This window comes from Pantoea sp. X-Soil-YNGN-785, assembly GCF_059730585.1.
The window spans coordinates 1,039,564-1,052,679 of record NZ_AP035942.1 but is presented as its reverse complement, the minus strand read 5'-3'; the positions used below and the strand labels follow the sequence as shown (position 1 = coordinate 1,052,679).

Annotated in this window: 12 protein-coding genes; 9 read left to right on the top strand and 3 right to left on the bottom strand. The window is 57.5% G+C overall.

Going from position 1 to position 13,116, the window contains the following annotated elements; translation table 11 throughout:
* The first annotated feature begins 3 nt into the window (after positions 1–3).
* From AC6I8E_RS04755 to AC6I8E_RS04740, 4 genes are all read left to right on the top strand, one after another.
* On the top strand, positions 4–777 hold the full coding sequence (locus tag AC6I8E_RS04755) for an SDR family oxidoreductase (protein WP_497824484.1): 774 nt from the start codon (positions 4–6) through the stop codon (positions 775–777).
* A 79-nt stretch (positions 778–856) separates the two neighbouring features.
* Complete coding sequence (locus AC6I8E_RS04750) at positions 857–1,714, top strand: thioredoxin family protein (protein ID WP_013357040.1); 858 nt, start codon at positions 857–859, stop codon at positions 1,712–1,714.
* A gap of 58 nt (positions 1,715–1,772) precedes the next feature.
* Positions 1,773–2,687 carry an SPFH domain-containing protein gene (locus tag AC6I8E_RS04745; protein ID WP_013357039.1) on the top strand — a complete coding sequence of 305 codons (915 nt, stop codon included), beginning with the start codon at positions 1,773–1,775 and terminating at the stop codon, positions 2,685–2,687.
* Positions 2,687–3,133, top strand: coding sequence for an NfeD family protein (locus tag AC6I8E_RS04740; RefSeq protein WP_013357038.1), 447 nt, complete (start codon positions 2,687–2,689; stop codon positions 3,131–3,133). The genes AC6I8E_RS04745 and AC6I8E_RS04740 overlap by 1 nt, the downstream gene beginning before the upstream one ends.
* Here AC6I8E_RS04740 and cueR read toward each other — a convergent pair.
* A complete protein-coding gene (gene cueR, locus AC6I8E_RS04735; protein WP_013357037.1) occupies positions 3,121–3,525 on the bottom strand; it encodes a Cu(I)-responsive transcriptional regulator in 405 nt (134 codons plus the stop codon). The two genes, AC6I8E_RS04740 and cueR, sit on opposite strands and share 13 nt — an antisense overlap.
* 97 nt (positions 3,526–3,622) lie before the next feature.
* On the opposite strand from cueR, the gene copA reads away from it, so the two are divergent.
* The 3 genes from copA to ybaK all read left to right on the top strand — a co-directional run bounded on the left by copA (position 3,623) and on the right by ybaK (position 7,661).
* Entirely contained in the window at positions 3,623–6,133 is a 2,511-nt protein-coding gene (gene copA, locus AC6I8E_RS04730; protein WP_497824483.1) for a copper-exporting P-type ATPase CopA, read from the top strand.
* A 71-nt stretch (positions 6,134–6,204) separates the two neighbouring features.
* Positions 6,205–7,008, top strand: coding sequence for a TraB/GumN family protein (locus AC6I8E_RS04725; protein ID WP_033782219.1), 804 nt, complete (start codon positions 6,205–6,207; stop codon positions 7,006–7,008).
* 173 nt (positions 7,009–7,181) lie between these two features.
* On the top strand, positions 7,182–7,661 hold the full coding sequence (gene ybaK, locus AC6I8E_RS04720; protein ID WP_033782216.1) for a Cys-tRNA(Pro)/Cys-tRNA(Cys) deacylase YbaK: 480 nt from the start codon (positions 7,182–7,184) through the stop codon (positions 7,659–7,661).
* Here ybaK and AC6I8E_RS04715 read toward each other — a convergent pair.
* Positions 7,658–8,527: a LysR family transcriptional regulator gene (locus tag AC6I8E_RS04715; RefSeq protein ID WP_041457183.1), complete on the bottom strand. Its 870-nt coding sequence runs from the start codon at positions 8,525–8,527 to the stop codon at positions 7,658–7,660. The genes ybaK and AC6I8E_RS04715 overlap by 4 nt on opposite strands.
* Before the next feature lie 89 nt (positions 8,528–8,616).
* Between AC6I8E_RS04715 and AC6I8E_RS04710 the strand changes: the two genes are divergently transcribed.
* On the top strand, positions 8,617–9,048 hold the full coding sequence (locus AC6I8E_RS04710) for a multidrug/biocide efflux PACE transporter (protein ID WP_013357032.1): 432 nt from the start codon (positions 8,617–8,619) through the stop codon (positions 9,046–9,048).
* A 34-nt stretch (positions 9,049–9,082) separates the two neighbouring features.
* Here the strand turns inward: AC6I8E_RS04710 and ushA are convergent, their stop codons facing one another.
* Complete coding sequence (gene ushA, locus AC6I8E_RS04705) at positions 9,083–10,849, bottom strand: bifunctional UDP-sugar hydrolase/5'-nucleotidase UshA (protein ID WP_497824482.1); 1,767 nt, start codon at positions 10,847–10,849, stop codon at positions 9,083–9,085.
* A 555-nt stretch (positions 10,850–11,404) separates the two neighbouring features.
* On the opposite strand from ushA, the gene ybaL reads away from it, so the two are divergent.
* Positions 11,405–13,099 carry a YbaL family putative K(+) efflux transporter gene (gene ybaL / locus AC6I8E_RS04700; protein ID WP_013357030.1) on the top strand — a complete coding sequence of 565 codons (1,695 nt, stop codon included), beginning with the start codon at positions 11,405–11,407 and terminating at the stop codon, positions 13,097–13,099.
* The last annotated feature ends 17 nt before the right edge of the window (positions 13,100–13,116 follow it).

The window sequence follows — 13,116 nt, the reverse complement described above, 5'->3', positions numbered from 1 at the left end:
GAAATGCAAAAAACCATTCTGATTACAGGTTGTTCCAGCGGTATTGGCCTGGTCGCCGCGCACGATCTGCTGGCGCGGGGTTATAAGGTGATCGCCGCCTGCCGAAAAGCCGACGATGTCGCCCGCATGAACACGCTGGGTTATACGGGCATCCAGCTCGATCTCGACGATCCGCAGAGTGTCGATCGGGCAGCGGATGCGGTACTCGCGCTCTGCGATAACCGTCTGGCCGCACTGTTTAACAATGCCGGATTTGGTCTCTATGGCCCGCTGCATACGCTCTCGCGTCAGCAGCTGGAGCAGCAGTTTTCCAGCAACTTTTTCGGCGTCCATCAGCTGACGCTGCGGCTGTTGCCCGCGCTGCAGGCCAGCGGTGATGGCCGCATTGTTAATACCAGCTCGGTGCTGGGCCTGATCTCCACGCCTGGCCGGGGTGCCTATGCCGCCAGTAAATATGCGCTGGAAGCCTGGAGCGATGCGCTGCGGCTCGAAGTGCGCAGCCGTGGCATCCGGGTCAGCCTGATTGAGCCTGGCCCGATTGAGACCCGCTTTACCAACAATGTGACGCAGGGGGAACAGCATAACCCGGTGCGTAACCCGGGTATCGCGGCACGCTTTACCCTGCCAGCAGAAGCCATTCTGCCTAAACTTCGTCACGCACTCGAGAGTAAACATCCACGTTTGCGCTATCCGGTGACGCTGGTCGCACACGTAATGAGCCTGCTGAAACGGTTACTGCCAGGCTGGATGCTGGATCGCATTTTGCGCAGCCATTAATCAGCCATGCGCAATAGCGCTTGAAGCCGGGCCAGTTGGCCCCATATTCTTAGAACACTTTTTGCAAAGAGACTTATCCATGTCACCACACGCTTCTATCATCGACATCAACGAATCTAACCTGCAGCAGACCCTTGAGCAGTCGATGCAGCTGCCGGTGCTGTTCTACTTCTGGTCTGAGCGCAGCCAGCACTGTCAGGAGCTGACACCTGTGCTGGAGCGTCTGGCGCAGGAGTACGCGGGTCAGTTTATTCTCGCAAAACTCGATTGCGACAAAGAGCAAAGGGTGGCGTCGCAGTTTGGTCTGCGTTCAATCCCGACCGTCTACCTGTTCCAGGATGGTCAGCCGGTTGACGGCTTCCAGGGACCGCAGCCGGAAGAGGCGATCCGTGCCCTGCTGGAAAAAGTGCTGCCGCGTGAAGAAGAACTGAAAGCGCAGCAGGCGATGGCACTGATGCAGGAAGGTAAACCGCTGGAGGCATTGCCGCTGTTAAAAGATGCGTGGCAGCTGAGCAACCAATCCAGTGAGATTGGTTTCCTGCTGGCAGACGTGCTGATTACCCTGAACCGCAGCGATGAAGCGGAGGCGGTGCTGAAAGTTGTCCCCCTTCAGGATCAGGATACCCGCTATCAGAGCCTGATGGCGCAGATCGATCTGCTGAAACAGGCTGCGGATACGCCGGAGATTCAGCAGTTGCAATCCGAGCTGGAAGCGGACCCGTCTAACGCCGGGCTGGCTGCTAAACTCTCGTTACAGCTGCATCAGGTGGGTCGTAATGAAGAAGCACTGGAACTGCTGTTCAGCTTCCTGAAATCCGATCTCAATGCCGCTGATGGCCAGGCGCGTAAAATGCTGCAGGAGATTCTGGCAGCGCTGGGAACCGGCGATGCACTGGCTGCGCGTTATCGTCGCCAGCTCTATTCCCTGCTGTACTAAACAGCAGCACCACGGGCCGAAGCGACTCGGCCCGTTAATCTGACAATGCGGAGGTTGTATGATAACTGTCATTCCTGCCCTGATTATTCTGGCACTGGTTGCGGTCTGGGCGACCGTCAAGATCGTCCCACAAGGTTTTCAATGGACGGTTGAGCGCTTTGGCCGTTATACCCGCACGCTACAGCCAGGATTAAGTCTGGTGGTGCCGTTCATGGATCGCGTTGGTCGCAAGATCAACATGATGGAACAGGTACTGGATATCCCCTCTCAGGAGATTATCTCCAAAGATAACGCCAACGTCACCATCGATGCGGTCTGTTTTATTCAGGTCGTTGACCCGGCGCGTGCCGCCTATGAAGTCAGCAATCTTGAGCAGGCGATTCTGAACCTCACGATGACCAATATGCGTACCGTGCTGGGCAGCATGGAGCTGGACGAAATGCTGTCACAGCGCGACAGCATTAATACCCGTCTGCTGCATATCGTGGATGAAGCCACCAATCCGTGGGGCGTTAAGATTACCCGCATCGAGATTCGCGACGTGCGTCCACCGCAGGAGCTGATCGGCGCAATGAATGCACAGATGAAAGCGGAGCGAACCAAGCGCGCCGATATTCTGACAGCCGAAGGGGTACGACAGGCGGCAATCCTGCGCGCTGAAGGGGAGAAGCAGTCGCAGATCCTCAAAGCGGAAGGTGAACGTACCTCGGCGTTCCTGCAGGCAGAAGCCCGTGAACGTCAGGCTGAAGCGGAAGCTAACGCCACTAAAATGGTCTCGGAAGCGATCGCCGCGGGAGACATTCAGGCTATCAACTACTTCGTGGCGCAAAAGTACACAGATGCGCTGCAAAAAATCGGTGAAGGCACTAACAGCAAAGTCGTGATGATGCCGCTGGAAGCGAGCAGTCTGCTGGGGTCGATTGCGGGCATCGGTGAACTGCTGAAGGAATCGCGTACCGAGTCGAAACGCTGATGCTGATGGAAATCATCGCGCATCCGCACTGGTTCTGGCTGACGCTGGGTGGATTACTGCTGGCGGCTGAGATGCTGGGCACCAGCGGTTATTTGCTGTGGAGCGGGCTGGCGGCAGTTATTGTCGGCATCTTTGAGTGGCTGGTGCCGGTGAGCTGGACGACACAGGGGTCACTCTTTGCCGTGCTGACCCTGGTCTGCGTCTTTCTGTGGTATCGCTGGATGCGCCACCGTGAAACGCGTCAGACGCCCAATGCCCTGAACCAGCGCGGCAGCCAGATGATCGGGTTGCAGCTGACGCTGGATACCGCGCTGCATAACCGTACCGGGCATATACGCATCGGTGACAGCAGCTGGCGGGTTGAGGCGGAACAGGATCTGCCTGCCGGCACGCCGGTCGTCGTGGTCGGCATTGAGGGGATTACTCTGCGAATTCAGCCACGCTGACCGCAGCACCCGGCCAGATTATTGATAATCGGGCACTCTGCGCTCTCATCGCCCGGACAGGCGTCTGCCAGCGCCAGCAGACGAGCGCGCATGGCGTGAAGCTCTTCAATGTGCGCCGCAATTTCCTCGGCTTTCTGCAGCGTACGGGCTTTTACATCGGCACTGTGTCGCGACGGATTATTAAACAGCGCCACCAGCTCGCGGCACTCATCCAGCGTAAAACCCACCTGCCGCGCCTGACGTAACAGGTTCAGTTCATCCAGATGGTGACCGTCGTAATGGCGGTAACCATTTTCACTGCGCAACGGCGGCGTCACCACGCCTTTCTCTTCGTAGAAACGAATCGCCTTGCTGGTCAGCCCGGTCTTTTTCGCCACATCGCTGATGTTCATTTTCGTCCCCTTGACCTTCCCCTTGATGGAAGGTTTATGCTTAAGCATGAATCGAAACTGACCAATCGGTCAAATGGGATCACAAGAGGAGTTGATTATGTCACACACTATTTCTCTGGCACTGGACGGCTTGTCCTGCGGCCACTGTGTCAAACGCGTCAAAGAGGCACTCGAGCAACGCGACGATGTTGATCAGGCTGAGGTGACCCAACAGGAAGCGCAGGTCTCCGGTCACGCGGATGCGACTGCACTGATCGCCACGGTTGAGCAGGCGGGCTATCACGCGACGCTGAAAGCGGCGGACGCGTCCCCAAAGTCTGAACCGTTGACAGCATCGGAGCCGCCGGAGGCGCTGACAACGGAGATCCCTTCTCATCCGGCAGAAAAAACATTACCTGCCCACGTGCTGCTGATTGAAGGTATGACCTGCGCCAGCTGCGTAAGTCGGGTGGAAAAAGCGCTACAGCAGGTCACAGGCGTCAGCCAGGCGCGGGTCAATCTCGGTGAGCGCAGTGCGCTGGTGCTGGGCAATGCTGACCCGCAGCAGCTGGTCGCTGCCGTTGATGCCGCGGGTTATGGCGCGCAGGTGGTGGATGACGAGCAGGAGCGACGTGAGAAGCAGCAGCACAGCGCCCGCAGCGCGATGCGGCGTTTCAGCTGGCAGGCGGCTATTGCGTTAGCCTTTGGCGTGCCGCTGATGGTCTGGGGCATGGTGGGCGACAACATGATGCTCACCGACCATAACCACCGCATCTGGCTGACGCTGGGCGTCGTGACCCTGCTGATCATGGTCGTGACCGGCAGTCACTTTTATCGCAGCGCCTGGCGCAGTTTACGTAATGGCAGCGCCACCATGGATACGCTGGTGGCACTCGGCACCGGCGCGGCCTGGATTTACTCCTTTAGCGTGGTGCTGTGGCCCGACTTTTTCCCGCCGCAGGCGCGCCATCTCTATTTCGAAGCCAGTGTAATGATTCTGGGCCTGATCAATCTGGGGCATGCGCTGGAGCAGCGCGCGCGTCAGCGATCGTCCAAAGCGCTGGAACGACTGCTGGATCTGACACCGGCTCAGGCGCGGCTGGTCGATCCCCGGGGCGACAGGTTGATCGCGGTCAGTGACGTCCAGCCCGGCATGACGCTGCGGCTGGTCACCGGCGATCGGGTGCCGGTCGATGGCGACATCACCACAGGGGAAGCCTGGTTTGATGAAGCGATGCTCACCGGCGAAGCGGTGCCGCAAAGCAAAAGTCCGGGTGCGGCGATCTTCGCCGGCACCCTGGTGCAGGATGGCGCGGTAGAGTTTATCGCCCGGGCGACCGGGAATCACACTACCCTGTCGCGCATTATCCGGCTGGTGCGTCAGGCGCAGAGCAGCAAACCGGATGTGGGCCGCCTGGCCGATCGCATCTCCGCTGTGTTTGTGCCGGTAGTGGTATTAATTGCGCTGCTCAGCGGCGCAGTGTGGTACCTGTTCGGGCCGCAGCCACAAATCGCCTACATGCTGGTGATCGCAACAACCGTCCTGATTATCGCCTGCCCCTGTGCGCTGGGACTGGCGACGCCAATGTCGATTATTGCCGGTGTTGGCCGTGCCGCCGAGCTGGGCGTACTAGTGCGCGACGCCGATGCCCTGCAGCGCGCCAGCCAGATCGACACGCTGGTGTTTGATAAAACCGGCACCCTGACGGCCGGAAAGCCGCAGGTCAGTGAAGTGCTGGTCTGGGGTAATGCCAGCCGTGAGTCGGTGTTAACGACTGCGGCTGCGCTGGAGTTCGCCTCAGGTCATCCGCTGGCGAAAGCGATTGTCGCCGAAGCGAAGCTGACTCAGCCAGCGTCGTTAACGCAATTTCGTACAATACGCGGCAAAGGGGTCAGCGGTAGTCTGGATGGCAGAGCGCTGCTGCTGGGTAACGCAGCGCTGTTGCAGGATAACGGCGTCGACTACCGGGCGGCAGAAGCAGCGATCACGCGCCTGACGCAACAGGGTGCCACGCCGGTATTACTGGCGGAACAGGGGCAGCTCACCGGGCTTATCGCGCTGCGCGATCGGCTGCGTCCTGAAAGCAGTGCAGCCCTTAAGCGACTGCATCAGCAGGGTTATCGCCTGATTATGCTGACCGGCGACCATGAAAGTACCGCACGCGCCATCGCTGCCGAAACCGGCATTGATGAAGTGATTGCAGGCGTATTGCCTGAAGGCAAAGCGGCTGCAATCGAACAGCTACAGCAGCAGGGCCGTCGCGTCGCGATGGTCGGTGATGGCATCAATGACGCACCTGCACTGGCGCAGGCGGATGTGGGCATTGCGATGGGTGGCGGCAGCGATGTGGCGGTAGAAACCGCGGGTATTACGCTGATGCGCGCCGATCTTAACAGCGTGGCAGATGCGTTAGCGCTCTCTTCCGCGACGCTGCGCAATATCCGGCAGAACCTGTTTGGCGCATTTATCTATAACAGTATCGGTATTCCGGTAGCCGCGGGCGTGCTCTATCCGCTGACCGGCACCCTGCTCAGCCCGATTGTGGCAGGTGCGGCGATGGCGCTCTCCTCCATTACCGTGGTCAGCAATGCTAACCGCCTGCTGCGTTACCGGCCACCGCGCCAGTAATCGCCGTTTCAGCGCTGTTTTTCACGCTCTGAAGTCGCTAGCATGGGGTTTTGAATCGCAAAGGACCGGGAATGACAGGCAACATCTGGCGCTCACTGCGCGGCCTTATCAGCCAACTTTTTCCCGCCAGTTACCGCTGGCCTGCGCTGGATGTCCGGATTGGCAATCGTCAGCTGCATCTGGTGGGCAGCATCCACATGGGAACGCGTGACATGCAGCCGTTGCCCGCTCGCCTGCTGCGGCAGTTGCAGCAGGCGGATGCGCTGATTGTGGAAGCGGATATTACCCAGGGTGGCTCACCCTTTGACCATTACGGCGATCGTCCTGCGCTCTCTGAACGACTTGAGAGCAGCGCGATGCAAACGCTCACCGCACTGTGTCAGGAGATGAGTCTTACGCTTAGCCTGCTGGATAATCTGCCTGCCTGGCAGGTGGCGCTAATGTTACAGGCTCAACAGGCACAGAGGCTGGGATTACGGCCTGACTACGGCATTGATTATCAGCTGTTGCAGGCAGCGAAAAGCCTGAACAAACCCGTGATTGAACTGGAAGGCGCCGATGCGCAGATCGCCCTGCTGACCGCGTTACCGGATGATGGCATGGCGCTGTTACAGGATACGCTGCTGCACTGGCACACTAATGCACGACTGCTGCAGATGATGGTGAGCTGGTGGCTTGATACGCCGCCACGCCAGCCGGAAATCACCCTGCCCGCGACGTTCAGTCAGGCGCTGAATGATACGTTGATCGGTCAGCGTAATGCGCAGTGGTGTGACCGGCTGCAGGGGTTGGCGGCGGGAAACTATGTGGTTGCGGTGGGTGCTTTGCATCTTTACGGCGAAGACAATCTGCCTGAGATGCTGAAGAAGCCCTGAAAAAAAGAGAGCCGATAAGTTTATCGGCCCGTCAAAGAGGAATTTGTTTATGATTTTGGTTATCGCTCAGCAATCAGATTGCTGGCGCGCGGCCAATTTTACGCAAAGAACAAAATTTCGCCACCTTTTTCAATGATTCTGCGCAATAAGATTTTTCTTAGTAAGGAACCTGTATGACGCCCGCCGTAAAATTGCTGGAAAAACAAAAGGTCAGCTTTATTCTGCATCCTTATGAGCATGACAGTAACGAAACGCATTTTGGTGACGAAGCGGTCCGCAAGCTTAATCTTGATGCGCGCCAGGTCTATAAAACGCTGCTGGTGGCACTGAATGGTGAGGCGAAACAGCTGGCGGTAGCGATTACGCCGGTATCGACCCAACTCGATCTGAAAAAGGTGGCAAAAGCGCTGGGCGCGAAGAAAGCGGATATGGCCGATCCGCAGCTGGCACAGCGGGTTACCGGCTATCTGGTGGGCGGTATCAGTCCGCTGGGGCAGAAAAAGCGTCTGCCCACGGTAATCGATGACTCTGCCAGCGCGTTTGACGCCATGTTTATCTCTGGCGGCAAACGGGGCCTGGATATTGAACTGGCGCCTCAGGATCTTTCACGCCTGCTGGACGCGCCGTTTGCGGATATCGCCCGCCACGACTAAACCCGCGGCTGGGCGCACAGCTGATCGATCATCCAGCGCCCCGCCGGACCGGGCGGCGTTCGTCGTGACCAGACGACTTCAACGGCGATGTGCTGTGGCCAGCCCGACATCGACAACTCTTTCAGCACGCCATGCCCAAACTGTTTCACCAGCCAGCGTGGCAGAATCGTCCAGCCAAATCCCTGCTCCGCCATCTCCAGCAACAGTAAATAGGTGGGTGCTGACCAGATGCGACCCATGGGCGCGGGTTCATGTGCCTCAACCCAGGTGTTAAGTCGCAGATGCCGCACGCTTTCCAGTTCGCTTTCGCTCAGGGTATCAGGCTGTGCCAGCGGATGATCGCGATGTAAGAAGACCGCCATCTGCGCTTCAACCTGCAGCCGCGCTACTGCGATATCAACCGGCAGATTGGGCTGCGCCCGCACGACGCCCAGATGTACCCGCCCGGCCTGCAGCAGATCCAGGACATCCCCGTCTTCAGCAATCATGACTTCCAGTTCGATCTCCGGATAACGGGCATCAAATTGCCTCAGCAAATGTTCATGATGATCGGTTTGCCAGAAATCGGACATGGCAAAACTGAGCCGGGGTTCAACGCCCTGCGACAGACGTATCGCCAGCGCATCCAGCCGCTCGCTGGCCGACAGAATCTGCTGAACCTGAGGAACAACCCGGCGTCCCTGCTCGGTGAGGATCGGCTGACGGCCCGTGCGGTCGAACAGCTCAAAGCCGAGGTCATCTTCTAAATTTGCCACCGCTGCGCTGATGGTGGACTGACTTTTACCCAGCGCACGCGCGGCCGCCGAAAAAGAGCCACTCGCCACGGTCTGCATAAACGCCTCAAGGGATTCCGGGGAGTATCGCATCTGTTCCATCGCTTTTTTCGATAGGTGTTCATTTTATCTTAGCATTCTGACATGTGAAAATGCGCCGCATTATTGAAGGAGAACAAACAATGCGTACCCGCTCACTTAAAGAACGTATTCTTCATGCTGTCTGCTTTGAAACGCTGGCGATTCTGACCGTTTCGCCGCTGGCAGCATGGATCATGAATAAACCGCTGTTTCAGATGGGCTCGCTGGCGATCATGCTCTCTACGGTCGCGATGCTATGGAATATGATTTACAACAGCGGGTTTGATCGGATCTATGCGCCAGGCCAGAAACGCGGTCCGGGCGTGCGCGTGTTACATGCGCTGGGATTTGAAGGGGGATTTATCCTGATTGGTCTGCCGATCGCCGCCCTGATGCTGGATATCACCCTGTGGGAAGCTTTCCTGGTCGAAGTAGCCTTCTTCCTATTCTTCCTGCCTTTCACCATGGCTTACAACTGGGGATGGGACAAACTGCGCGAGCGCTGGATCAGACGTCACCCCTGCCGGGCATAAGAAAAACGGGAGGCGCAAGCGCCTCCCGGTCAGTTCAATGCGTGGCGGCTGTTTCATTCCCCCACGGCCAGATCCACGCCAGAATCATTTTGGGATAATTACGCTTCCGTGCTTTCTCTGCTGCCTCATCCCGCGCCCGAATCTGCTCATCGGTCAGATGTACGATCTCGCCTTTCGGCTGAAAGTCACTGGCTTTAACCGGTGAATGCGCCTTAATAAAGTCGCGCAGCACCTGCGCATCGACTGCTCCGCTGTTGACGTACCCGGCATGATTATCCAGACGCGGATAGCCGTCGCCGCCCGCCGCATTAAAGCTGTTGGTCGCCATGCGATAATGCTGCGTATCTTCAATCGGTTTGCCGTTAATACGGACGTTACTGACATGCTTTCCGTCGGCGGTCAGGCTGATACCGGCAAACTGGGCATAGCCACCTGAGTCAGGCTGAATATTGGCGACCACATCCAGATATTTTTTGATCTCTGCGCCGGTCAGGCTGACCGAGACTACCTGGTTGCTGAACGGCTGGACCTGCAGCAAATCACGCCAGCTCAGCTTGCCCGATTTCAGCGAGGTGCGAATACCGCCGCCGCTCATCACCGCAAAATCGGCTTTAGTATGCGTCATCTGGGCGCGCAGAATCAGCTGGCCGAGATTGGTCTGCTCAAACCGAACCTGCTCTTTTTCACCGCTGAAGTCGCCGTCAACGCTGCCGACACTCAGGGTCAGCTTCGCCTCTGCCCGTTTCTGAAACGGCATCAGCAGCTTCATCATCGCGGTATTTTTCGGGATCTCTTCCTGCCAGGTGAGCCAGGTTTCACTGCCATCTGCATTCTTTACCTGATGTTTGAGGTTGACCGGCACCAGCTGATAAGCCTCCAGCGACACCTCTCCATTACGGAAGGTGAAGTCGCCACGGCCGACATATTTGCCCCACTTGTCGGCCTGCATAATCCAGATGCCGTTCTGCTGATCGGGTTTGCAGGGCTGGCTGGGCTGATAATTTTTAACGCTAACGTTCTCTTTTTCCATGCAGACCGCATCATGAGAATGTCCACCCACAATCAGATCGATTGTGCCGGCAGGCAGGCTGCGGGCCAGAGTGACGTCATCGATGCCGTTGCTGCCATGCTTGCCGTCGTCATAGTGGCCAAGGTGAGTCAGCGCGACAATCACGTCCGGTTTCTCGGCGGCACGCAGTTCAGCAACCGCCTTCACCGTCTCCGCGACAGGATCGCGGAACTCGGTATCTTTCAGCCCATCCGGGTTAGCGAGTTTTGCAGTGTCCGGGGTAATTAACCCGACGACAGCGATTTTCAGCCCGAGACGGTTGAATACCGCCCAGGGTTTAAACAGGCGCTGATCGGTGCTTTTCTGATAAACGTTGGCAGCCAGCAGCGGGAATCGCGCCCACTTCTCCTGCTTGCGCAGAACCGTAATCGGCTTGTCGAACTCATGGTTGCCCAGCGCCATCGCGTCATAGCCAATCAGGTTCATCGCGCGAAAATCGGGTTCAGCATCCAGCTCGTCGGACTCCGGCACGCCGGTATTTACATCACCGGCAGAGAGAATCAGTGCGCCGCCGCCTCTGGCCTGGACATCGTAGCGCAGGGTATCCATCAACGTTTTCTGCGCCGCCAGACCATATTCGCCCTGCGCATTAAACCAGAAGTGGCCATGCTCATCGTTGGTGTGCAGCAGGCTGAAACGATAGGTGCGATCGGCCTCGGCGGCCTGTGAAAACAGCGGCATCAGGGCCACCAGTAGCGCCACACCTGCCCCTGTCCATTTTGATAACAACACGGTGATTCTCCTTAATTTACTTTCTGGCCCGATTATCTGCCGCTTTGCCCCACTGTGTCGCATATTCCCCCGGCGAACTCAAGGCCAATGCACATCTGCGTGCATGCAGGTGCTCACGCTTTTCGTCTCTGCTTCCCCTTTGCAGAGCAGGAAAGTGGCCGCAGAGTGACACCCGTGTAACAGCGGGCTATCGTGCCACGCCGGGTCCGGTTTCTCACAACTGAGCAGAAACAGGCAGTAAACCATGTTGTTAACCGATTGTTTACTGCTGCAAAAGTGCCGCTGGCTGGCTTTACACCCTCTGCGCGCACATTTATCCCTTATTCATCCCAGACCGGCGTAATTTACCGAAGCTAATTTTTATTTATCCGGCCCTGTTTAAAGCGTCAAATCAGCCAATATTATGGATAATGGACTAAAACACCCTTTCGATTGTAGTTTTGACTTTTTTTCATGATTTTTTAAGGTATTCCCGCAAATTGCTCAGCGAAAGAGGTGATTTTGTTTTAAACTCATTTGTTACAAGCGGATACATTTGTATACAAGGAGACAGGCATGCATCACACCACACCGTTGATCACTACCATTGTCGGAGCGCTGGTTCTGGCATTTCTCCTTGGGATGCTGGCAAACCGCCTGCGTATTTCGCCCCTCGTTGGCTATCTGATGGCCGGCGTGCTGGCTGGCCCCTTTACGCCCGGCTTTGTCGCAGATACCAATCTGGCTCCTGAACTGGCAGAACTCGGCGTTATCCTGCTGATGTTTGGTGTCGGCCTGCACTTCTCAATGAAAGACCTCATGTCGGTAAAGTCGATCGCCATTCCCGGTGCCATCGCGCAGATCGCAGTCGCGACGCTACTGGGAATGGGATTGTCATGGACGCTGGGATGGTCGTGGATGACCGGCCTGGTGTTTGGTCTCTGCCTCTCTACCGCCAGTACCGTGGTGTTACTGCGCGCGTTAGAGGAACGACAGCTGATTGACAGCCAGCGTGGACAGATAGCCATTGGCTGGCTGATTGTCGAAGATCTGGTGATGGTGCTGACGCTGGTGCTGCTGCCAGCCATTGCGGGCATGATGGAACAGGGCAACGCCAGCGCCGGACTGCTGGCCTGGGACCTGCTGTGGACCATCGGCAAAGTCGCTGCGTTTATGGTGCTGATGATGGTGGTGGGACGCCGTGCCGTGCCCTGGATCCTCGCCCGCAGCGCCGCCACCGGCTCACGCGAACTGTTTACGCTGGCGGTGTTAGCGCTGGCATTGGGCATCGCCTTTGGGGCCGTTGAATTCTTTGATGTTTCGTTTGCGCTGGGTGCTTTCTTCGCCGGTATGGTGCTGAACGAGTCGGAACTAAGCCACCGTGCCGCACGCGATACCCTGCCGCTGCGTGATGCGTTTGCCGTGCTGTTCTTTGTTTCGGTCGGGATGCTGTTCGACCCGTCGATTCTGGTGACACAGCCGCTGGCGGTACTGGGCGCGCTGGTGATTATCGTGGTGGGCAAGTCGGTCGCCGCGTGGCTGCTGGTGTCGCTGCTCGGCCATTCGCGCCGCACAGCACTGACCATTTCGGTCAGCCTGGCGCAGATTGGTGAGTTCGCCTTTATTCTGGCCGGTCTGGGCATCTCGCTGGGCCTGCTGAGTGATGAGGGCCGTAATCTTGTGCTGGCCGCCGCTATTCTGTCGATTATGCTTAACCCGATTCTGTTTACCCTGCTGGAGCGTTTCCTGGCCAAAACAGAATCCATGGAAGAGCAGACGCTGGAAGAAGCTATCGAAGAAGAGAAGCAGATCCCAGTGGATTTCTGCAATCACGCAGTGATTGTGGGCTATGGCCGGGTTGGCAGCCTGATTGGTCAGAAGCTGCTTGAGGCTAATGTTCCGCTAGTGGTGGTTGAAAACTCCCGTACGCGGGTCGAAGCGCTGCGCGAACAGGGCATCAAGGCGGTGCTGGGGAATGCCGCTCGCGCGGACACCATGGAACTGGCACGGCTCGACTGCGCCCGCTGGCTGTTACTGACCATACCGAATGGCTACGAAGCGGGTGAAGTGGTGACGGCGGCGCGTGAAAAACATCAGAATATCGAGATTATCGCCCGCGCTCACTATGACGATGAGGTGGAGTACATAATGGAGCGTGGTGCTTCGCGCGTGGTGATGGGTGAACGTGAGATTGCCAGCAGTATGCTGCAAATCCTGCAGGATGAGATGACGCAGGGCGAAGATTTACAGCCCTGCGACGTCGTGCGCTAATGCCTTTTTAGCAAGGC

Excerpts from the sequence above, each read along its gene's own strand:
- AC6I8E_RS04715 (WP_041457183.1), bottom strand. The coding sequence starts at position 8,527 with ATGCGATACTCCCCGGAATCCCTTGAGGCGTTTATGCAGACCGTGGCG.
- AC6I8E_RS04755 (WP_497824484.1), top strand. The coding sequence starts at position 4 with ATGCAAAAAACCATTCTGATTACAGGTTGTTCCAGCGGTATTGGCCTG.
- copA (WP_497824483.1), top strand. The coding sequence starts at position 3,623 with ATGTCACACACTATTTCTCTGGCACTGGACGGCTTGTCCTGCGGCCAC.
- AC6I8E_RS04745 (WP_013357039.1), top strand. The coding sequence starts at position 1,773 with ATGATAACTGTCATTCCTGCCCTGATTATTCTGGCACTGGTTGCGGTC.
- AC6I8E_RS04740 (WP_013357038.1), top strand. The coding sequence starts at position 2,687 with ATGCTGATGGAAATCATCGCGCATCCGCACTGGTTCTGGCTGACGCTG.
- cueR (WP_013357037.1), bottom strand. The coding sequence starts at position 3,525 with ATGAACATCAGCGATGTGGCGAAAAAGACCGGGCTGACCAGCAAGGCG.
- ybaK (WP_033782216.1), top strand. The coding sequence starts at position 7,182 with ATGACGCCCGCCGTAAAATTGCTGGAAAAACAAAAGGTCAGCTTTATT.
- ybaL (WP_013357030.1), top strand. The coding sequence starts at position 11,405 with ATGCATCACACCACACCGTTGATCACTACCATTGTCGGAGCGCTGGTT.
- AC6I8E_RS04725 (WP_033782219.1), top strand. The coding sequence starts at position 6,205 with ATGACAGGCAACATCTGGCGCTCACTGCGCGGCCTTATCAGCCAACTT.
- AC6I8E_RS04750 (WP_013357040.1), top strand. The coding sequence starts at position 857 with ATGTCACCACACGCTTCTATCATCGACATCAACGAATCTAACCTGCAG.
- AC6I8E_RS04710 (WP_013357032.1), top strand. The coding sequence starts at position 8,617 with ATGCGTACCCGCTCACTTAAAGAACGTATTCTTCATGCTGTCTGCTTT.